We start from the raw sequence: 18,988 nt of genomic DNA, 5'->3' as shown, positions 1-18,988 counted from the left end.
CGTGATGCAGTTCCTTCTGGCGTTCATCGTCGTCGTCCCGCTCCTCGGCGCGGTCGCCGCGCTCCTCCCCGCCCCTCCCGGGCTCAAGGGCAGGAACCCCGGCCAGGCCGTGCTCCGCCACGGAGTGACCGTGACCGGCGCCGTGCTCCTCGCGGCGCTCGTCCTGGCCGCGGGCTTCGACCACGCCCACCCGTCGAAGATGCAGGCCACCACGGACATCAGCTGGATCCCCGCACTCGACGTGCGGATCCACCTCGGCACCGACGGCATCTCGCTCCCCCTTCTCGTGCTGACCGCGCTGCTGACCTTCCTCTGCGCGCTCTACAGCTACTTCAAGCTCCCAGCGGGCCCCTCCCCGAAGGCCTTCGTCGCCCTGGTCCTCGTCCTGGAGTCCGGCACCCTCGCGACCTTCGCCGTCCTCGACCTGATGCTGTTCTTCCTGGCCTTCGAGATGGTCCTCATCCCGATGTACTTCCTCATCGCCCGCTGGGGCGGCGACCGGAAGCAGCCCGCCGCCTGGAAGTTCATCCTCTACACGCTGCTCGGCTCCGTGATCATGCTGCTGGGGCTGCTCCTCGTCGGACTGAAGAGCGGCACATTCGACATGGTGGCACTCGCCACTGACAACGGCCGGGGACTGACCACATCCGTGCAGGTCATCGCCGTACTGGCGGTCGGTGTCGGGCTGGCGGTGAAGACCCCGATGTGGCCCCTGCACAGCTGGCTCCCCGACGCCCACACCGCGGCTCCGACCGTCGGCTCGGTCCTCCTCGCCGGCGTCATGCTGAAGATGGGTACGTACGGATTCGTCCGGATCCTGCTCCCGATCGCACCCGACGGGATGCGGACGTTCGCGCCGTATCTCGCGGCGTTCGCCGTCGCCGGGATCATCTACGGTTCCCTCGCCTGCCTCGCCCTCGCCCGCCCGGGCGCCAAGGGTGACCTCAAGCGCCTCATCGCCTACTCGTCCGTCGGCCACATGGGCTTCGTGCTCCTCGGCATCGCGACGATGACACCCACCGGTGTGAACGGCGCGCTCTTCGCGAACATCGCCCACGGCCTCATCACCGGCCTGCTGTTCTTCCTGGTCGGCGCCATCAAGGACCGCTACGGCACGGCGGACCTCGACACCCTGTCCGGCGCCACAGGGGCCGCTCTCTACGGCCGCGCGCCCCGCCTCGGCGGCCTCCTGGCCTTCGCCGCCGTCGCCTCGCTCGGACTTCCCGGCCTCGCCGGATTCTGGGGCGAGATGCTCACGCTGTTCGGCGCCTTCGACCCCGCCGAAGGGCTCAGCCGCCCCGCCTTCCTCACCTTCATGTCCATCGGCGCGATCGGCACCCTGCTCACCGCCGCGTACATGCTGATCGTCGTACGTCGCGTCTGCATGGGAGAGCACCGTGACCAGCCGCACCCGGTCGCCGACATCCAGCGCCACGAGTTCGCCGCCTGGACCCCGCTCGCCGCCCTGACCGTCCTCGCCGGACTCTGGCCCGCCGTCCTCCTCGGCCTCACCGACCCGGCCGTGCAGAAGCTCCTCGCAGGAGGCAAGTCGTGACCGTGGCAGCCGGCAGCGCAACCGGGGCGGCAAGCCTCGTCCAGTCCGTCGACTGGCTCGCGATCGCACCCCCCGTCATCGCGGCGGCCACGGCCCTGCTCGTCCTCGTCGCCGACCTCTTCACCGGTGAACGCCGCAAGCCCCTCCTCGGCTACGGAGCGGTCGCCGGGCTCGTCGCCGCGCTCGCCATGCTCATCCCCCTGCGCGCAGGGGACCGCTCCACCTTCTGCCTCACCGGCGCCACCCAGGCGTGCAGCTACACCGCCGACCACTTCGCCCTCGTCATCCAGGCGCTCGTGCTCGGCGGAGCCCTGCTGACCGTGCTGCTCTCGATCGGCGACACCCGCAAGCTCCCCGCGGGCGAGTTCTGGTTCCTGCTGCTGTCCTCCGCCGCGGGCGCCGCACTGCTGCCGGCGGCCCGGGACCTCGCCACCCTCGTCGTCGCCCTCGAAGTCGCCTCGCTGCCCGCGTTCGCGCTCGTCGGCATCAAGCGGGGCGACCGCCGCTCCTCCGAAGCGGCCCTGAAGTTCTTCCTGTCATCCGTCGTCGCCACCGCCGTGATGCTCCTGGGCGTCAGCTTCGTCTACGCGACCACCGGCACCCTGCACCTCACGGAGATCGCGGGCCGCCTCGACGACGTACCGGGCGAGTTCTCCACCCTCGCCGAGACCGGCGTCGTCCTCACCCTCGTCGGCTTCGCCTTCAAGACGGCTGCCGCGCCGTTCCACTTCTGGGTTCCGGACACTTACGTCGGGGCTCCGCTCCCCGTCGCCGCCTACCTCTCGGTCGTCGGCAAGGCGGTCGGCTTCTCCGGCCTCATCCTCGTCACGGTGATCGGCTTCCCGTCGTACGCGCACGTCTGGGGACCCGCCCTGGCCGTACTCGCCGCGCTCACCATGACCATCGGCAACCTCGCCGCGCTCCGGCAGACCGCCACCCGCGCCCGCAGCGCCGTACGCCTCCTCGCCTGGTCGTCCGTCGGCCAGGCGGGCTACCTCCTCGTCCCGATCGCCGCCGCCGCGTACGCCGACGACGCACAGGCCGGGGCGACGGTGGCCTACGCGCTCATGTACGCCGTCGTGAACCTCGGTGCCTTCGCGGTGGCCGCACTCGTCGCCCGCACCCACCCCGGCAACCGGCTCGGCGACTACCGCGGCCTCTACGCCACCCGCCCCCTGGCCGCGCTCGCGATGGGCTTCTTCCTGCTCTGCCTGGCCGGCCTGCCACCGGGCATCATCGGCCTCTTCGCCAAGGTCACGGTCTTCTCCTCGGCCGTCGACGCCGGGCTCGGCTGGCTCGCCGTCGTCATGGCCGTCAACGTGGTGATCGCCTTGTATTACTACCTTCGGTGGACCGCGGCCCTCTTCAGGACCCCGGCCCAGGCCCCGGCATCCGAGGCGGCCTCCGAGAAGACGCCCACCGCGCCCGAGCACCGGGTCCCCGCCCCGCTCACCCTGGTGATCGTCCTCACCGCCGTAGCCGGAATCACACTCTCCGGAGCCCCCCAGCTCATCCTCCGTTTCGCCGCCCTCAGCCTCTTCTGACCGACTCCGCCCGGCTTGCCCGAGGAGCCGCGCACAGGGCATGGTCATGCGTGCACGCGTCGCCTGGACGCATGAAGAGCAGATCAGAAGAGCACAGAGGAGCCAGAGCGGTGCTGAACGGGTTCAAGGACTTCATCCTTCGCGGGAACGTCATCTCCATGGCGATCGGCCTCGCCGTCGGAGCCGCTTTCACCGCCGTGGTCACCGGCTTCAGCAACGCGTTCATCGTGCCGCTGATCGGCCTCGTCACCCGCGGTACCGGCGACTTCGCCGAGGCCACCTTCACCGTCGACGGCGCGATCTTCCCCTACGGCCTCTTCATCAGCGCGGCCATCGCCTTCATCATCACCGCCGCGGTCCTCTACTTCCTGGTCGTCGTCCCCATGGCCAAGGTCCAGAACCGCTTCACGACCAAGGAAGAGGAGGAGAAGGCCGACATCAAGGCCGCCCTCCGCGACTGCCCCCGCTGCTACAGCGAGATCCCGTCCGTCGCCAGCCGCTGTTCCCACTGCACCAGCGAGGTCGAACCGGACGCGGAAGCCCTCGCGCTCGCGGGACTCCCCGCCCAGCGCTGACCCGCTGAGGCCGGCCGCACAGGCCCGCGCAGGCGCACTGGCGCCCTCCGCGACTGCACCCGCAGCGCACATCCACCCGTACGGCTCAGGGGCGGATCCACCCGGATCCGCCCCTTTTCGCCTGTGCTCGTGGCCACCTCGCACAAGGGAACTAGCTTCCGTCGCCTCGCGTTGACCAGTACGGGAGGCTCCACTGGGGGAGTGGAGCACCACAGAGCAAGGGTTCCCCTGCTGCACCACTTGGAGGGCGTACCGTGCACCGCCGGCACAACGGGCTGAAAACCGCTGTACTCCTCGGGGGCCTCTCGGCCCTCATCATCGTCATCGGCAGCTTCTTCGGACGGGCCGGCCTGATCGTGGCGCTCCTCATCGCGCTCGCCACCAACGCCTACGCGTACTGGAACAGCGACAAGCTCGCCCTGCGCGCCATGCGGGCACGCCCGGTCAGCGAATTCGAGGCGCCGCGGCTCTACCGCACCGTCCGCGAGCTCTCCACGGCAGCCCGCCAGCCCATGCCCCGGCTCTACATCTCCCCGACCCAGGCACCCAACGCCTTCGCCACCGGCCGCAACCCGCGCAACGCAGCCGTGTGCTGCACCGAGGGGATCGTCCAGATCCTCGACGAGCGCGAGCTGCGTGGCGTACTCGGCCATGAGCTGAGCCATGTCTACAACCGCGACATCCTCATCTCCTCCGTCGCCGGCGCCCTCGCCTCCGTCGTCATGTTCCTGGTCAATTTCGCGTGGCTCATCCCCATGGGCCGGTCCGACGACGACGAGGGTCCCGGCCTCCTCGGAATGCTCCTGGTCATGATCCTCGGCCCGCTCGCCGCCTCCGTGATCCAGCTCGCCGTGAGCCGTTCCCGTGAGTACGAGGCCGACGCGTCCGGCGCCCAGCTCACCGGCGACCCGCTCGCCCTGGCGTCCGCCCTCCGCAAGCTCGACGCCGGGACGAAGCAGCTTCCGCTGCCGCCCGAACCACGGATCGAGACCGCGAGCCACATGATGATCGCGAATCCGTTCCGCCCAGGTCAGGGCATGTCGAAGATGTTCTCCACCCACCCGCCCATGGCTGAACGCATCGCCAGGCTCGAGCAGATGGCAGGCTATCGACCGTGAAGACAATCCTGAACGTCATATGGCTGGTCCTGTGCGGATTCTGGATGTTCCTCGGCTACTTGGCCGCGGGGGTCCTGCTCTGCATCACGATCATCGGCATCCCCTTCGGCGTGGCGTCGTTCCGCATCGGCGTCTACGCCCTCTGGCCCTTCGGATACACCGTCGTCGACCGTCGCGACGCCGGAGGTGCCTCCCTCATCGGCAACGTCCTCTGGGTGATCCTGGCCGGCTGGTGGCTCGCACTCGGCCACATCTTCACCGGCATCGCCCTCTGCATCACCATCATCGGCATTCCGCTGGGCATAGCGAACTTCAAGCTCATCCCGGTCTCGCTGATGCCCTTCGGCAAGGAGATCGTCAGCACGAACCAGCCGTTCGCGACCCGCTAGACCTGCCGGACCTGCTGGAAAGGGGTCCCGGCAAGCAACCGCACGCGTCCCCGCAAACGTCTTGGCTTGCAGGAACAAGTGACGGGTAGGTACGCGAACATGAGCATCATCAGTTGGATCATCCTCGGGCTGCTGGCCGGAGCAATAGCCAAGTTTCTCCTGCCGGGCCGCGACCCCGGTGGCATCGTCGGCACGACCCTCATAGGCATCGTGGGAGCCTTCCTGGGTGGCTGGCTGTCGTCCCGCTTCCTCGACCGTCCGATCAGTACGGACTTCTACGACACGGCCACATGGGTCGCGGCCATCGCCGGTTCCCTCGTCCTGCTGATCGCCTACCGGCTGCTCTTCGGCAACTCCCGCAACCGCCGCTGACCGCGCCCCGCACAGCCCTTATCGAACGTGGCTACGGGGCGGGTCGTGCCCATCGGCACGACCCGCCCCGTAGCCACTGCACCTGACAGCGAACCCTTTACCTGTAGTTGGCGAACTGCACCGCGAAGTCGAGGTCCTTTTCCTTGATCAGCGCCTGCACGGTCTGCAGGTCATCACGGCTCTTGGAGCTGACCCGCAGCTCGTCGCCCTGGACCAGCGCCTTGACGCCCTTCGGGCCCTCATCGCGAATGATCTTCGCCACCTTCTTGGCGTTCTCCTGGGAGATGCCCTCCTCGATCGTGGCGAAGATCTTGTACTCCTTGCCGGAAAGCTGCGGCTCGCCCGCGTCCAGCGACTTCAGGGAGATGCCTCGCTTGATCAGCTTGGACTGGAAGATGTCGAGGATCGCCTTGACCCGCTCCTCGCCGTTCGCCTCCATCAGGATCTTCTCGCCGGACCAGGCGATCGACGCGCCCGTGCCCTTGAAGTCGTAGCGCTGGGAGATCTCCTTGGCGGCCTGGTTGAGGGCGTTGTCGACCTCCTGCCGCTCGACCTTCGAGACGATGTCGAAACTGGAGTCGGCCATGACGTGTGGCTCCTTGCGTCGTATGCGATGGGTACAGCGCAAAGCCTAGCCACCGCCGCGCGTGCCCGGCGCTGATCAACCAGGTGGCGTAGCACCCCCGGGCATCAGGTATCGTTTACGACGTCGCCAAGGACCCCTCACCGGGATCCGGCGCGTCGTTCGAGGCGGTGTGCCCGAGTGGCCAAAGGGAGCAGACTGTAAATCTGCCGGCTCAGCCTACCCAGGTTCGAACCCTGGCGCCGCCACACGAACGAGAGGGCCCGTGAACAGCAGAAATGCTGCTCACGGGCCCTTTTGCATGGCCCGGCGTCTCGGCCCCTCAGGGGCCCTCCTCTCCCCCGGCTCCGTCGCAGTGCCCCTAAGGGGCCGTCCAGGGTCTTGCCGGATACCGGCTGGAGCGTGCGCGGTCGATGCTTGTGGCCTTGGCCGAGGTGAGGGGCAGGGCGTGGGGAACAGTGTGCGTGGTCGTGTATCGGGTGAGCGGCGTAGCCGGCGCGGGAGAGGGTGGTCGCGGTTCGTCCGGAGCGCGGCGTTGGCCGTGGCGGTCTGTTTTGTGAGTGTGGAGATCGCGAACGGCGCGCCAGGCCCAGGGGAGGGCGTGGCGCCGGGGCCCGTCGGGGCGGATACGGACATCCGGTGGAAACCGTGCGAGGAGGACCCATCGGCGGAGTGCGGCGCGCTTTCCCTGCCGGTGGACTGGGGCGAGCCGGACGGGCAGCGGTTCGACCTCCAGCTCGCCCGGCGCAGGGCCACGGACCCTGACGCACGGGTCGGCTCCATGGTGTTCGGGCCCGGCGGGCCCGGCGACTCGGGCGTGAACCGGATCGTGGGGGAGGGCAACATCGGCCGCTTCAGTGACCGGCTCCGCAGCCGCTTCGACATCGTCAGTTTCGACCCGCGCGGTGTGGGGCTCAGCAACCCGGTCCGTTGTTCGAAAGAGCTCCTGGACAGGCGTCCGTCGCCGGTCATGAGGAGCCGCGCCGAGTTCGATGCCACGGCGAGCTACAACCGTGAACTGCGGGCGGACTGCAGGAAGAACACCGAGCACGGGCTCTTCGACCACGTCGACACCCTCAGCATGGTGAAGGACCTCGATGCCGTCAGGGCCGCTCTCGGCGAGAAGTCCCTCACCTTCCACGGCAGTTCCTACGGCACGCTGCTCGGCGAACAGTACGCGGAGCAGTATCCGGAGCGAGTCCGTGCCCTGGTCCTGGAAGCCGTGGTGGACCACAGCCTGGGGACGAGGGCGTTCCTCTCCACGCAGGCCGCCACGCTCCAGGACTCCTTCGACGAATTCGTCGCATGGTGCGGAAGGACGGAAAGCTGCGCCCTGCACGGCTCGGACGTACGGGCACTCTGGGCGGAGCTGCTGGACCGCGCCGGGCGCGGCGAGCTGTCGTACGGGGGCACGGCACCGACCGCGTTCGACCTCAACGTCATGGTGATGAAGCGGCTGTACGGTCCGGAGTGGACGAGGCTGGGCAAGGAACTGCGCGAGCTGGGGGAGAGCACGCCGCCGGCGAGGCAGGAGACACAAGCGGGACAAGTGACGAAGGCGGCCGGGCAGGCCGGGCAGGCGGGGCAGGCCGGACGGGCCGGGCAGGAAACCGCGCTCGCGGACAACGCGTTCGAGGTCTTCTGCCAGGACTGGCGCCTGCCGGTCCGCGGCTACCAGGGGTACGAACAGGAGCTGCGCCGCGTCGCCAGGATCGCCCCCGACATGAAGTACCCCCGCGCCCTGATGTCCGTCTCGGCCTGTCTCGGCGCACCCGAGCCGGGCAATCCGCAGCACCGGCTGAAGGTGAGGGGCAGTGGGACCGTCCTGCTCACCAACTCGGTTCATGACCCGGCGTCCGGATACAACTGGGCCACGCGTGTGGCCGAGCAGCTCGGCAACAGCGCGGTCCTGCACACGTACGAGGGCTGGGGCCATGGGACGTACAACAGCAGCCCCTGCGTGCAGGACGTGGTCGACGCCTATCTGATCTCGCTGGAGGTCCCGCCCCGCGGTGCCGGCTGTCCTGCCGTCGAGCCGGCCGGATTCATGCCCGGGTAGGGGCCGGGCGCCGCAGGAGGTAGAGGCCGGCGCAGGTGACCAGGACGGCCATGCAGGCGATGAAGACGAGTCCCGCGTCCTGGAGCCCGATAGGGCCCGAGAGAATGCCCACGCCGATCACCGGCAGCGAGATGCCCGCGTACGCCACCACGAACAGCGTGGAGATCACCGCCGCTCGCCCGTCCGCTGGCGACGCCGCGGCCACCTGCGACAGGGCTGCCCGGAACGCGAGCCCCTGACCCGCGCCGCCGAGGAGCGCGCTCAGCACGACCAGGGACAGCAGCTGCCACCAGAGCGCGCCGGCGAGCAGCGCCAGACCGGCCAGGAGGCCCACACAGCCCAGCGGCAGTGAACGCTGTTCACCGATCCGGCCGACCGTCGACTGGCCGGCGACCGAGGCGAAGAAGGCCAGCGCGACGACCAGTCCGCTCACGGCGTGGTTGTCCACGTCCAGGTACTCGGAGAGGAACGCAGGGCTGACCGAGGTGAACACCCCGAACAGGGCGAACCCCACGAAGGAGGCGAGCGCAGCGGGCCCGAACACCGCCCGGACCTGCGGCGGCAGCCCGGGACGCTGCGGCCGTACGGTGCGCAGGGGCCGCCGCTCGCCCACCGTCTCCTTCAGGCCGATCAGAAGGGCCGCCGACACGGCCACCAGCGCCAGGTGCGCGATGAACGGAAGGTGGAGCGGCCAGGGGGCGTACTGCGCGAGGATTCCGGCGAGCAGCGGCCCGCAGCCCAGGCCGCCCATGTTGGCGGCCGTCGCCACGAACGAGGCCCGGGAGGAGCCCTTGAGGGGCGCCAGCTCCATGACGTACGCGGTGGCCGCCCCGGTGAACAGCCCCGCCGACAGGCCCGACAGCAGCCGCCCCACGAAGAGCCAGCCCAGGGCGTCGGCGCACAGGAAACAGACCGCGCTCGCCGCCGCGAAGACCAGGCCCCACAGCAGTACGGGGCGTCTGCCCAGCGCGTCGGAGGCGTTTCCGGCCAGCAGCAGCACCCCGATGACGCCGAAGGCGTACACGGCGTACACGATGGTCACCGTCAGCTCGGAGAACCCGAGCTTGTCCTGGTAGAGGCCGTAGAGCGGGGTCGGCAGGGTGGTCCCCGCCATGCACACGGCGAACACCGCGCCGCTGAGGTAGCAGGGGATCCAGCCCCGGCTGTTCAGGCCACCGTCCATGCGGCCGACGCTATCCCGCTGACGGGCCGACAGGCGGCAACGCCTCGCAGCGCGGGAGCGTGCGTAGGTGCGGGTGCCGTCGGGTTACCGGCACCCGCACTCGCACCCGCACTCGCACCCGCGCCCGCACTCGCACCCGCACTCGCGCCGCTCGCGCTCAGTTCCCCGCGATGTCCTTCACCGCGACCGCAACCGGCTTGCTCCCGCTGATCAGTTCCAGCGTCAGCCCGGCCGTCGCCGGGGTGTCCAGCAGCTCCAGCAGCACCGCCGCCACGTCGTCGCGAGGGACCGGGCCGCGGCCCGTCGATGCCGCGAGCAGGACCTGGCCGGTGCCGGCGTCGTTCGTGAGCATCCCGGGGCGCAGGACCGTCCAGTCCAGGCCGCCCCTGGAGCGTACGTACGCGTCCGCCTCGCCCTTGGCCCGCTGGTAGATGTCGAAGACCTCGTCCCCGGTGTGCGCGGGGTCGGCGCCCATGGAGGACACCACGACATAGCGCCGCACCCCCGCCTGCTCCGCCGCGTCCGCGAAGAGCACGGCCGCTCCGCGGTCCACCGTGTCCTTGCGTGCCGAACCGCTGTTCGGGCCGGCGCCGGCCGCGAACACCGCGGCGTCCGCGCCCCGCAGGACCTCCGCCACGTCCGCGACGGACGCCGATTCGAGGTCGAGCACGACCGCCTCGGCCCCTGCCGCCCTCAAGTCCTCGCTCTGCTGCGGGTCGCGGATGACGCCCACCGCTTCGTCACCGCGCGCGGCGAGCAGCCGCTCCAGCCGCAGCGCGATCTGACCGTGTCCACCTGCAATGACAATGCGCATACTTCCGACCGTACGCCGCGGGGGGCGCGCGCGCTCAAGGCCCGCCGCAGGGGCCGGAATCGGCGCGGCCCTGGCGGGGGAGGTCCAGGGCCTCCGCCGCCGCGCCCGAGTCGCTGTACTCGCGTACGGCGCTGGTCCGAGCCACCACGCGTCCGCGGTGCACCACGATCCTGCTGTACGCGAGGGAGAGCGCCCCGGCCAGCTCATCCCCGCGCACGGCGAGCAGTTCGGCGGGGAAACCGGCCTCGACGCGTACGCGGGGCAGGCCGAGTGCCGCTCGGGCGGAGCCGGCGACGGCGTCGTAGGCGGCTCCGGGGTCGAGGCCCTCCCGCGAGGCCAGCAGGTACGCCGCCTCCAGCGGGTCACCGCGGCCGACCGGGTTGGAGCTGTCCCGCAGGGCCCCGCTGCCCGCGGCCACCCGCACCCCGGCGGCGCGCAGCAACCCCATGGGAGGGGCTCCGCGCAGCCGGGCGCCTGAGCAGCCGCCCTGGGGGAGGCAGACCACGGTCACAGCGGCCGCGGCCAGCCGGTCGGCGGCGCGGGCCGCCTCGTCGACGGGAAGCCGTGAGAGGCCCGTGCAGGGCCCGAGACAGACGCCGGGGCGGAGCCCGCCGGCCATGGCGGTCAGTCGGGCGAGGCGGGCCGGGTCGTCACCGTCCGTGTGCAGGTCGACGGGGAGCCCGTGGGCGGCGGCGAGATCCAGGACCGCCTCGGTGTGGCCGGCCGGGTCGGGGTCGAGGTCGGGGCAGCCGCCGAGCACGCCGGCCCCCATGTCCACGGCGTCACGGAGCGCGGCGCGGCCGTCGGCGCCCGCGACACCCGTGAGGAGCCGGGGTACCGCGACGGCGGACAGCTCGGTGAGGCCCCGCAGCGAACGGCCGGCCGCCAGGACGCCCTCCAGGGGGCCGAGGCCCTGTACGCCACCGACGCGCACATGGGCGCGCAGCGCGGTGGCCCCGTGGCTGAGCTGGAGCAGGGCGGCCTCGGTCGCGCGGCGCCTGACGTCATCGGGGCGGCGGGACGGCGGGCCGCCCGAGCCGCCGGTGAGCGCGGTGTCGGCGTGGGAGTGGGGCTCGGCCGGGGCCGGCAGCAGAAGGTATCCACGCAGGTCCAGACGGTTCCTGGAGGTGCTGAGGCTGCCCGCTGTGCCGACGGCCTCGATACGGGTCCCGCCGATCCGCACGTCGACGGTGCGCCCGTCCGCCAGCCGCGCGCCGCTGAGGAGGAGCGCGGGTGCCTCGCCGGGGGTTTCGGGCATCGCGGCGCTCCTGGAGGGAATGCAAGATCACGCAGAGTGAGCCGAGCCTAAGGGCTGTCCCGCCGGCTCCGAGGAGCAGCGGATTAGTCGTACGAATGTGGCTCCGCGGGGCGGGTGGGGAGAGGTGCGTCACGGGGGCCCGCGTGCCGGTGCGCGGAGGTGGCGTACCGGCTGATCAAGCCCCTGATCAGGGGGGTGTTCGCAGGGGTCGCCCGGGGGTGGCGGGGGGTCCGGTGGGGGCGGCGGAAACGGATTTGGGCGATCGGCGACAGAGCGTGTAATGTCTTCCTCGCTCGCCCCAATAGCTCAGTCGGTAGAGCGTCTCCATGGTAAGGAGAAGGTCTGCGGTTCGATTCCGCATTGGGGCTCTGGTGATCGGGTAACTCCGCTTCGGCGGGGAAACCCGGCATCAAAGCGGTGTAGCTCAGTCGGTAGAGCAAGCGGCTCATAATCGCTGTGTCACCGGTTCAAGTCCGGTCACCGCTACTAACGGTAGCCGATTGTGGGGTCGGTCCTTCGATCGGCTACTCTTTTTTGCGTTCATCCGTCCATCCGTCCGTCCAAGGAGCACTCACGTGGCTGCCACCGACGTCCGCCCGAAGATCACGCTGGCCTGCGTGGAGTGCAAGGAGCGGAACTACATCACCAAGAAGAACCGGCGTAACAACCCGGACCGTCTTGAGATGAAGAAGCACTGCCCGCGCTGCAACTCGCACACCGCGCACCGCGAAACGCGCTGAAAACAGGCTCGTACACGAGGCCGTCCCCACTGGGGGCGGCCTCGTGTCGTTTTATCCGGCGACTCGGGTGATTCGTCGCCTCATGGCCCCATTCGACTTTTCATCAGGAGGTACCGGGCACATGGCGCTCGACCAGTCCTTCGTGGGGCGGACCTATCCGCCCACCCCGGCGTACGAGGTCGGCAGGGAGAAGATCCGGGAGTTCGCGGAAGCGGTGGGTGACGCGAATCCGGCGTACACGGATCCGGAGGCCGCCAAGGCCCTGGGGTATCCGGATGTGATCGCCCCGCCCACGTTCGTCTTCTCGATCGCCTACCGGGCCGCCGGCCAGGTGGTGGCGGACCCGCAGCTGGGCCTGGACTTCAGCCGTGTGGTGCACGGTGACCAGAAGTTCGCCTACGAGCGCCCCGTGCGGGCGGGGGACCGGCTGACGGTCACCTCGACCATCGAGGCCATCAAGACGATGGCGGGCACCGACATCCTGGACGTCCGTGGCGAGGTGCACGACGAGTCCGGTGAACACGTGGTGACCGCGTGGATGAAGCTGGTGGCGCGCGCCGCCGAGGAGGCGTGATGACAGCGAGCATTGCCTACGAGGCGGTCGAGGTCGGTACGGAGCTGCCGGCGCAGTCGTTCCCGGCGACCCGGGCGGCGCTGGTGCGGTACGCGGGTGCATCCGGCGACTTCAACCCGATCCACTGGAACGAGAAGTTCGCGCGCGAGGTCGGCCTGCCTGACGTGATCGCGCACGGCATGTTCACCATGGCCGAGGCGATCCGCGTGGTCACCGACTGGGCGGGTGACCCGGGCGCGGTCGTCGAGTACGGGGTGCGGTTCACCAAGCCGGTCGCCGTGCCGAACGACGACACCGGTGCGCTGATCGAGGTCAGCGGCAAGGTCGCCGCGAAGCTGGACGACAACACGGTGCGGATCGACCTGACCGCGATGAACGACGGCAAGAAGGTGCTGGGCATGGCCCGCGCCGTCGTCCGCCTGGCCTGAACGCGCGCAGCCGGTGAGGGAAGGGGCGCCCGAGTGGCGCCCCTTCTCGTCGGTCACAGCGCGGATGTCGCCCTTGACGTGTTAGTGAGTGACCAATAACTTACTTTCATGGCAAGGATGAGCGCAGAGGACAGGCGGGAGAGTGTCGTGCGGGCCGCGGTCTCCGAGTTCGCCCGCAGCGGGTACCACGGCACCTCGACGGAGACGATCGCCAAGCGTGTCGGCGTCTCGCAGCCGTATCTGTTCCGGCTCTTCACCGGCAAGCAGGCGATCTTCCTCGCCGCGTCCGAGCGGTGCCTCGCGGACGCCCGGGAGGTGTTCCTGCGGGCGGCCGAGGGGCTGGAGGGGGAGGAGGCGTCGCTGGCTCTGGGGGCGGCGTACCGGCAGCTGATCGTGGACGACCCCGACACGCTGCTGATGCAGATGCAGATGTACGCGGCCGTCGCTGCGGCGGAAGCGGCGGGTGACCATGCCTTCGGCGAGCGTCTGCGGCTCGGCTGGGAGGGGCTGTGGGACGAGGTCCATGTCCTGCTGGGGGCGGACCAGGACGAGACCACCTCGTTCTGGGCGTACGGCATGCTCATCAACACGCTGGCCTCGATGGGCTTTCCGGCCGGTCATCGCGTCTGGTCCGGCTTCGACCTGACGGCCGGGGCGTGCTCGGCGGACTGAACCGCACATCCCGCCGAGGGCCCTTCGGTGGGACGGATCCATCCGGTCTGCCGGACGTTCGTCCGGTGTCCCGGCCGATTTCTGCCCGCTCAAGTTAGTAAGTGATCACTAAGACCGCCCTCCATGTGCCGGTCGGTCCAAACCCCTGGGGGAAGCAGTGAAGCAGCAAGCATCCAGCGGCGGGGGAGCCGTCTGGGCACTGGTCATCACGAGCGTCGCCGGCTTCATGGCAGCGCTCGACAACCTCGTCGTCACCACCGCCCTCCCGTCCATCCGCGAGGACCTCGGTGGCCGACTGGCGGAGCTCGAGTGGACGGTGAACGCGTACACGCTCACCTTCGCGGTCCTGCTGATGACCGGTGCCGCACTCGGTGACCGCTTCGGCCGGCGCCGGCTCTTCCTGGCAGGTCTCTCCGTCTTCACCGCCGCCTCCGCGGCAGCGGCCCTCTCGCCGGGCATCAACGAACTCATCGCCTTCCGCGCCGTCCAGGGCGTCGGAGCCGCGGTCATGATGCCGCTCACCCTCACCCTGCTCACCGCCGCGGTCCCGCCCGCCAGGCGAGGCATGGCCCTCGGCGTGTTCAGCGCGGTCACCGGACTCGCGGTGGCGAGCGGCCCCCTGATCGGAGGGAGCCTCACCGAACACATCTCCTGGCAGTGGATCTTCTGGCTGAACGTGCCGATCGGCATGATCCTGCTGCCTCTGGCGCGACTGCGACTGGCCGAGTCCTACGCCCCGGGGGCACGGCTCGACGTGACTGGCACCGTCCTGGTCAGCGGCGGCCTCTTCGGCATCGTCTACGCGCTCGTCAGCAGCACGAGCGACGGCTGGAGCGACCCGGTGGTGCTGACCGGTCTGATCGCGGGGGCGGCGCTCATGGGTGTCTTCGTCCGCCACGGATTCCGTGCGAAGAACCCGGTCCTGCCCATGCGGCTCTTCCGTGACCGGGCCTTCTTCGGGATCAACATGGCGAGCCTGCTGATGTTCCTCGGCATGTTCGGCTCGATCTTCCTGCTCAGCCAGTTCCTCCAGGGTGTTCTGGGTTACTCCCCGACCGAGGCGGGCCTGCGGATGCTGCCCTGGACGGGGATGCCGATGCTCGTGGCACCCATCGCCGGATATCTGTCCGACCGGTTCGGCGGGCGCCCCGTGGTGGTCACCGGTCTCGCCCTCCAGGCCGTGGGGCTCGCCCTCTTCGCGATGGTCCTCGAACCGGATGTCGCCTACGCGGTCCAGCTGCCAGGCCTGATCGTCGGCGGTATCGGCATGGCCCTGTACTTCGCGCCCGCCGCCAGCCTCGTGATGTCCAGCGTCAGGCCGGAGGAGCAGGGCATCGCCGCCGGGGCCAACAACGCACTGCGCGAGGTCGGCGGGGCTCTCGGGATCGCCGTGCTCGCCGCGGTCTTCTCCGCCCGGGGCGGATACGGGTCCCCGCAGTCCTTCACCGACGGGACCGTGCCCGCCGTGTGGATCGGTGCCGGAGCGGTGGTCCTGGCCGCGCTCGCGGCCCTGCTCATCCCGAGTCGCACCCCCGCCCGGCCGGCGCCCGAGCCGGCCGATGAGCGGGTCCCGGCCACCACCTGACCGCGCGTACGGTCCATGGCCCGCTCCCGGGGCATGGACCGTACTCTTGTCCCCGTGCAGGAACTCCATGACGCCCCCCTCGCCCCCCTGACCACCTTCCGGCTCGGCGGTCCGGCCGGGCGGCTGCTCACGGCCACCACCGACGCGGAGGTGATCGCCGCCGTACGGGAGGCAGACGACAGCGGCACCCCGCTCCTGGTCATCGGCGGGGGGTCCAACCTCGTCATCGGCGACAAGGGCTTCGACGGAACGGCCCTGCGCATCGCGACCAAGGGCTTCGCCCTCTCCGGTACGACGCTCGAACTGGCCGCAGGCGAGGTCTGGACCGACGCCGTGGCCCGTACGGTCGAGGCGGGCCTGGCCGGGATCGAGTGCCTCGCCGGGATCCCCGGGTCGGCCGGGGCGACACCGATCCAGAACGTCGGGGCGTACGGGCAGGAGGTGTCCTCGGTCATCACCGAGGTCGTCGCCTACGACCGGCACACCGGGGAGACCGTCACCCTCCCGAACGAGGCCTGCGCGTTCTCGTACCGCCACAGCCGCTTCAAGGGCGAACCCGACCGCTTCGTCGTGCTCCGGGTCAGGTTCGGCCTGGAGGACGCGGGCGGACTGTCCGCGCCGCTGCGCTACCCCGAGACGGCCAGGGCCATGGGCGTCGAACAGGGCGACCGTGTGCCCGCCGCCTCCGCCAGCGAGACCGTCCTGCGGCTGCGGGCGGGCAAGGGGATGGTGCTCGACCCGGAGGACCACGACACCTGGTCGGCCGGGTCCTTCTTCACCAACCCGATCCTCGACGAGGCGGAGCACGCCCTGTTCGTCGGCCGTGTCGGTGAGCGCCTCGGAGCGGATGTCACCCCCCCGGTCTTCGCCGCGGGGGAGGGCAGGGTGAAGACCTCGGCCGCCTGGCTCATCGACAAGGCGGGCTTCACCAAGGGGTACGGCACAGGACCCGCGCGCATCTCCACCAAGCACACGCTCGCCCTCACCAACCGGGGCGGCGCCACCACCGAGGACCTGCTCGCCCTGGCCCGCGAGGTCGTCGCCGGTGTCCACGAGGCCTTCGGGGTCACCCTCGTCAACGAACCGGTGACGGTGGGCGTCAGCCTGTAGCCCGGCCGGAGGGCACGGGGAACCGTCTCAGTACGCGATTCCCACGCCCTGCCGCACCGCGGCCGGATCGTCGATCAGCGCCAGCATCGCGTGGGCCACGTCGGCGCGCGAGATGGACCGGCCGCTGCGCGGGGTGCCGCCCACGACCGTCCGGTACGCCCCCGTCAGCGGGCCGTTCGTCAGCTTCGGCGGACGCGCCGACGTCCAGTCCGTCGCGCTCGCGGCCAACGCGGCCTCCATGCGCGTCAGATCGGCGTACACCTCCCTGAGGACCGCGCCGATCGCCTTGCGGGCCACACGGTCCAGCAGCGGGTCGTCCGCCGGCGCGGGACCGACCGGGGCCGCGCTCACGACCAGCAGTCGCCGCACCCCCTCCGCCTCCATCGCCTCCAGCACCTGACCCGTGAGCCGCTCCGCGACATCGCCGGCCTTCCGGCCGCGCGAGCCGAGCCCGGAGAGCACGGCGTCCCGCCCGGCCACCGCCCCGCGCACCGCGGCCTTGTCACCCAGCGGTACGACCCCGTGCGGCGCGGCACCGCGGAGCCCCTCCGGGAGCCGGGCGGGATCGCGGACCACCGCCGTCACCTCGTGCCCGGCCACCAGCGCCTGCCGCACGACCTCCTGGCCGACGGCCCCCGTCGCCCCGAACACTGTGAGCCTCATCGTGCACGCCCCTTCTCGAAGGTCTCAGTGGGTGAGTATTCACTCACCCTTAGAGTGAGTGGACGCTCACCCCTCCGTCAAGCACGCGTTGGAGCATTCATGGACATGGACCAGAAGCCCGCCCGCGTGCGCATCGTCGACGCGGCACACGAGCTCATGCTCGGCATCGGCCTCGCGCGGACGACGACGAAGGAGATCGCCAAGGCAGCCGGCTGCTCCGAGGCGGCGCTGTACAAGTACTTCGCGAGCAAGGAGGAGCTCTTCGTCACCGTGCTCGGCGAGCGCATGCCGAGGCTCGGCCCGCTCCTGGGCGATCTGCGGGCGGGCGAGGGGGACCTGGAGCGGAATCTCACCGAGGTCGTCCGCCAGGCCGCCCTCTTCTATCAGCAGACCTTCCCGATGATCGCCCCGCTGTACGCGGAGCCCCGGCTCAAGCACCGTCACGAAGAGGCGATGCGCGAGATGGGCGCGGGCCCCCACAAGCCGATCCAGGGCCTCGACGCCTATCTGCGCGCCGAGCAGCAGGCGGGGCGTGTCGGCCCCGGAGCCGACACCTATGCGGCCGCCTCGCTGCTGCTGGGTGCCTGCGCCCAGCGTGCCTTCGCCTACGACATGGACGCGGCCCCGCAGTCGCTGGACGCGTTCGCGGTGTCCCTGGCGCGGACCCTGCTGGCAGGCATCAGCTGACCGGTGCCAGCCAGGCGTCGATCCCGCTCAGCAGCTTCTCCCGCACGTCGACGGGCGCCACCGAGCCCCGTACGGACTGCCGGGCCAGATCGGCCAGTTCCTCGTCGGTGAACGCGTGGTGCCGGCGTACGAGGTCGTACTGGGCGGCCAGCCGGGAACCGAAGAGCAGCGGGTCGTCCGCGCCGAGCGCCATCGGGACCCCGGCGTCGAACAGCGTGCGCAGGGGCACGTCGGCGGGCTTCTCGTAGACCCCGAGCGCCACATTGGACGCGGGGCAGACCTCGCAGGTCACGCCCCGCTCCGCGAGCTTGCGCAGCAGCCTCGGGTCCTCGGCCGCCCGTACGCCGTGCCCGATCCGGGCCGCGTCCAGGTCGTCCAGGCAGTCCCGGACGCTGGACGGGCCCGAGAGCTCACCGCCGTGCGGGGCGGCGAGCAGCCCGCCCTCGCGGGCGATGGCGAAGGCGCGGTCGAAGTCGCGGGCCATCCCGCGCCGTTCGTCGTTCGAGAGACCGAAGCCGATGACGCCGCGGTCCGCGTACCGCACGGCGAGCCTGGCCAGTGTCCGGGCGTCCAGCGGATGCTTCATCCGGTTCGCCGCGATCACCACCCGGATCCCGAGCCCGGTCTCGCGGGCCGCTCGGTCCACGGCGTCCAGGATGATCTCGATCGCCGGGATGAGCCCGCCGAGCAGCGGGGCGTACGAGGTGGGGTCGACCTGGATCTCCAGCCACCCCGAACCGTCCGCGACATCCTCCATGGCGGTCTCGCGCACGAGCCGCTGGATGTCCTCGGGCGAGCGGAGGCAGGACCGGGCGATGTCGTAGAGGCGCTGGAAACGGAACCAGCCGCGCTCGTCGGTGGCCCGCAGCTTGGGCGGCTCGCCGCCGGTCAGTGCGTCGGGCAGGCGGACGCCGTACTTGTCCGCGAGTTCGAGCAGGGTCGTGGGCCGCATCGACCCGGTGAAGTGCAGGTGCAGGTGGGCCTTGGGCAACAGCCGTACGTCACGCTCCATTGACCGATCTTGCCGCATGCGGGGCGTGTGGCGGTAGCCGGTTCCCCTCCTGAGTTACCTCTCGAAC

20 protein-coding genes and 3 tRNA genes are annotated in these 18,988 nt (G+C 70.5%); 17 read left to right on the top strand and 6 right to left on the bottom strand.

Annotation, left to right across the window (positions count from 1 at the left end):
* The first annotated feature begins 4 nt into the window (after positions 1-4).
* The 6 genes from AB0C75_RS09325 (at position 5) to AB0C75_RS09300 (ending at position 5,553) form a co-directional block, all read left to right on the top strand.
* Positions 5-1,555: an NADH-quinone oxidoreductase subunit M gene (locus tag AB0C75_RS09325; protein ID WP_362888676.1), complete on the top strand. Its 1,551-nt coding sequence runs from the start codon at positions 5-7 to the stop codon at positions 1,553-1,555.
* Positions 1,552-3,099, top strand: a complete 1,548-nt coding sequence (locus tag AB0C75_RS09320; protein WP_362888631.1) for an NADH-quinone oxidoreductase subunit N — start codon at positions 1,552-1,554, stop codon at positions 3,097-3,099. Before AB0C75_RS09325 ends, AB0C75_RS09320 begins: the two co-directional genes overlap by 4 nt.
* A gap of 110 nt (positions 3,100-3,209) precedes the next feature.
* Entirely contained in the window at positions 3,210-3,674 is a 465-nt protein-coding gene (mscL, locus tag AB0C75_RS09315) for a large conductance mechanosensitive channel protein MscL (RefSeq protein ID WP_362888629.1), read from the top strand.
* 254 nt (positions 3,675-3,928) lie between these two features.
* Entirely contained in the window at positions 3,929-4,792 is an 864-nt protein-coding gene (gene htpX, locus AB0C75_RS09310) for a zinc metalloprotease HtpX (RefSeq protein ID WP_362888627.1), read from the top strand.
* Positions 4,789-5,181: a YccF domain-containing protein gene (locus AB0C75_RS09305; protein WP_362888625.1), complete on the top strand. Its 393-nt coding sequence runs from the start codon at positions 4,789-4,791 to the stop codon at positions 5,179-5,181. Before htpX ends, AB0C75_RS09305 begins: the two co-directional genes overlap by 4 nt.
* A 99-nt stretch (positions 5,182-5,280) precedes the next feature.
* Positions 5,281-5,553 carry a GlsB/YeaQ/YmgE family stress response membrane protein gene (locus tag AB0C75_RS09300; RefSeq protein WP_362888623.1) on the top strand — a complete coding sequence of 91 codons (273 nt, stop codon included), beginning with the start codon at positions 5,281-5,283 and terminating at the stop codon, positions 5,551-5,553.
* 97 nt (positions 5,554-5,650) lie between these two features.
* Here AB0C75_RS09300 and AB0C75_RS09295 read toward each other — a convergent pair whose 3' ends face one another.
* Positions 5,651-6,139, bottom strand: a complete 489-nt coding sequence (locus AB0C75_RS09295) for a YajQ family cyclic di-GMP-binding protein (RefSeq protein WP_362888621.1) — start codon at positions 6,137-6,139, stop codon at positions 5,651-5,653.
* A 163-nt stretch (positions 6,140-6,302) separates the two neighbouring features.
* Here AB0C75_RS09295 and AB0C75_RS09290 point away from each other — a divergent pair.
* Together AB0C75_RS09290 and AB0C75_RS09285 are read left to right on the top strand one after the other, a co-directional pair.
* Positions 6,303-6,384 (top strand) — tRNA-Tyr (locus AB0C75_RS09290).
* Positions 6,385-6,737: 353 nt separating this feature from the next.
* Complete coding sequence (locus tag AB0C75_RS09285) at positions 6,738-8,195, top strand: alpha/beta hydrolase (protein WP_362888619.1); 1,458 nt, start codon at positions 6,738-6,740, stop codon at positions 8,193-8,195.
* Here AB0C75_RS09285 and AB0C75_RS09280 read toward each other — a convergent pair.
* The 3 genes from AB0C75_RS09280 to AB0C75_RS09270 form a co-directional block, all read right to left on the bottom strand.
* Complete coding sequence (locus tag AB0C75_RS09280) at positions 8,182-9,378, bottom strand: MFS transporter (RefSeq protein ID WP_362888617.1); 1,197 nt, start codon at positions 9,376-9,378, stop codon at positions 8,182-8,184. The two genes, AB0C75_RS09285 and AB0C75_RS09280, sit on opposite strands and share 14 nt — an antisense overlap.
* 157 nt (positions 9,379-9,535) lie before the next feature.
* On the bottom strand, positions 9,536-10,192 hold the full coding sequence (locus tag AB0C75_RS09275; protein WP_362888615.1) for an SDR family oxidoreductase: 657 nt from the start codon (positions 10,190-10,192) through the stop codon (positions 9,536-9,538).
* Between the two features lie 34 nt (positions 10,193-10,226).
* Positions 10,227-11,450: an amidohydrolase family protein gene (locus AB0C75_RS09270; RefSeq protein WP_362888613.1), complete on the bottom strand. Its 1,224-nt coding sequence runs from the start codon at positions 11,448-11,450 to the stop codon at positions 10,227-10,229.
* Between the two features lie 295 nt (positions 11,451-11,745).
* On the opposite strand from AB0C75_RS09270, the gene AB0C75_RS09265 reads away from it, so the two are divergent.
* From AB0C75_RS09265 to AB0C75_RS09230, 8 genes are all read left to right on the top strand, one after another.
* A tRNA-Thr gene (locus AB0C75_RS09265) sits at positions 11,746-11,818 on the top strand.
* Positions 11,819-11,863: 45 nt separating this feature from the next.
* Positions 11,864-11,936 (top strand) — tRNA-Met (locus AB0C75_RS09260).
* An 89-nt stretch (positions 11,937-12,025) separates the two neighbouring features.
* On the top strand, positions 12,026-12,190 hold the full coding sequence (gene rpmG / locus AB0C75_RS09255; RefSeq protein WP_003956487.1) for a 50S ribosomal protein L33: 165 nt from the start codon (positions 12,026-12,028) through the stop codon (positions 12,188-12,190).
* 121 nt (positions 12,191-12,311) lie between these two features.
* Positions 12,312-12,764, top strand: coding sequence for a MaoC family dehydratase N-terminal domain-containing protein (locus AB0C75_RS09250; RefSeq protein ID WP_362888611.1), 453 nt, complete (start codon positions 12,312-12,314; stop codon positions 12,762-12,764).
* Positions 12,764-13,192, top strand: coding sequence for a MaoC family dehydratase (locus tag AB0C75_RS09245; RefSeq protein ID WP_362888609.1), 429 nt, complete (start codon positions 12,764-12,766; stop codon positions 13,190-13,192). The genes AB0C75_RS09250 and AB0C75_RS09245 overlap by 1 nt, the downstream gene beginning before the upstream one ends.
* Positions 13,193-13,300: 108 nt before the next feature.
* Positions 13,301-13,864 (top strand): helix-turn-helix domain-containing protein, encoded by a 564-nt coding sequence (locus AB0C75_RS09240; protein ID WP_362888607.1) that lies wholly within the window; start codon positions 13,301-13,303, stop codon positions 13,862-13,864.
* A gap of 157 nt (positions 13,865-14,021) precedes the next feature.
* Positions 14,022-15,449: an MFS transporter gene (locus AB0C75_RS09235; RefSeq protein ID WP_362888605.1), complete on the top strand. Its 1,428-nt coding sequence runs from the start codon at positions 14,022-14,024 to the stop codon at positions 15,447-15,449.
* Between the two features lie 54 nt (positions 15,450-15,503).
* On the top strand, positions 15,504-16,559 hold the full coding sequence (locus AB0C75_RS09230; RefSeq protein WP_362888603.1) for a UDP-N-acetylmuramate dehydrogenase: 1,056 nt from the start codon (positions 15,504-15,506) through the stop codon (positions 16,557-16,559).
* Positions 16,560-16,586: 27 nt separating this feature from the next.
* Here AB0C75_RS09230 and AB0C75_RS09225 read toward each other — a convergent pair whose 3' ends face one another.
* Complete coding sequence (locus AB0C75_RS09225) at positions 16,587-17,222, bottom strand: NAD(P)H-binding protein (RefSeq protein ID WP_362888602.1); 636 nt, start codon at positions 17,220-17,222, stop codon at positions 16,587-16,589.
* Between the two features lie 105 nt (positions 17,223-17,327).
* Between AB0C75_RS09225 and AB0C75_RS09220 the strand changes: the two genes are divergently transcribed.
* A complete protein-coding gene (locus tag AB0C75_RS09220; protein WP_362888674.1) occupies positions 17,328-17,909 on the top strand; it encodes a TetR/AcrR family transcriptional regulator in 582 nt (193 codons plus the stop codon).
* On the opposite strand, the gene AB0C75_RS09215 is transcribed toward AB0C75_RS09220, so the two are convergent.
* Positions 17,902-18,921, bottom strand: coding sequence for an adenosine deaminase (locus AB0C75_RS09215; protein WP_362888600.1), 1,020 nt, complete (start codon positions 18,919-18,921; stop codon positions 17,902-17,904). The genes AB0C75_RS09220 and AB0C75_RS09215 overlap by 8 nt on opposite strands.
* Positions 18,922-18,988: the final 67 nt, after the last annotated feature.

Source organism: Streptomyces sp. NPDC048565 (assembly GCF_040650935.1).
Lineage (GTDB): Bacteria > Actinomycetota > Actinomycetes > Streptomycetales > Streptomycetaceae > Streptomyces.
Note: the sequence above shows the minus strand (reverse complement) of the source record. Positions and strands in the feature narration are given on the sequence as shown.

Coding starts and splice junctions, on each gene's coding strand:
- AB0C75_RS09220 (WP_362888674.1), top strand. CDS start 17,328: ATGGACCAGAAGCCCGCCCGCGTGCGCATCGTCGACGCGGCACACGAG.
- AB0C75_RS09295 (WP_362888621.1), bottom strand. CDS start 6,139: ATGGCCGACTCCAGTTTCGACATCGTCTCGAAGGTCGAGCGGCAGGAG.
- AB0C75_RS09245 (WP_362888609.1), top strand. CDS start 12,764: ATGACAGCGAGCATTGCCTACGAGGCGGTCGAGGTCGGTACGGAGCTG.
- AB0C75_RS09215 (WP_362888600.1), bottom strand. CDS start 18,921: ATGGAGCGTGACGTACGGCTGTTGCCCAAGGCCCACCTGCACCTGCAC.
- AB0C75_RS09280 (WP_362888617.1), bottom strand. CDS start 9,378: ATGGACGGTGGCCTGAACAGCCGGGGCTGGATCCCCTGCTACCTCAGC.
- AB0C75_RS09275 (WP_362888615.1), bottom strand. CDS start 10,192: ATGCGCATTGTCATTGCAGGTGGACACGGTCAGATCGCGCTGCGGCTG.
- AB0C75_RS09250 (WP_362888611.1), top strand. CDS start 12,312: ATGGCGCTCGACCAGTCCTTCGTGGGGCGGACCTATCCGCCCACCCCG.
- AB0C75_RS09240 (WP_362888607.1), top strand. CDS start 13,301: ATGGCAAGGATGAGCGCAGAGGACAGGCGGGAGAGTGTCGTGCGGGCC.
- AB0C75_RS09225 (WP_362888602.1), bottom strand. CDS start 17,222: ATGAGGCTCACAGTGTTCGGGGCGACGGGGGCCGTCGGCCAGGAGGTC.
- AB0C75_RS09270 (WP_362888613.1), bottom strand. CDS start 11,450: ATGCCCGAAACCCCCGGCGAGGCACCCGCGCTCCTCCTCAGCGGCGCG.
- AB0C75_RS09300 (WP_362888623.1), top strand. CDS start 5,281: ATGAGCATCATCAGTTGGATCATCCTCGGGCTGCTGGCCGGAGCAATA.
- AB0C75_RS09325 (WP_362888676.1), top strand. CDS start 5: ATGCAGTTCCTTCTGGCGTTCATCGTCGTCGTCCCGCTCCTCGGCGCG.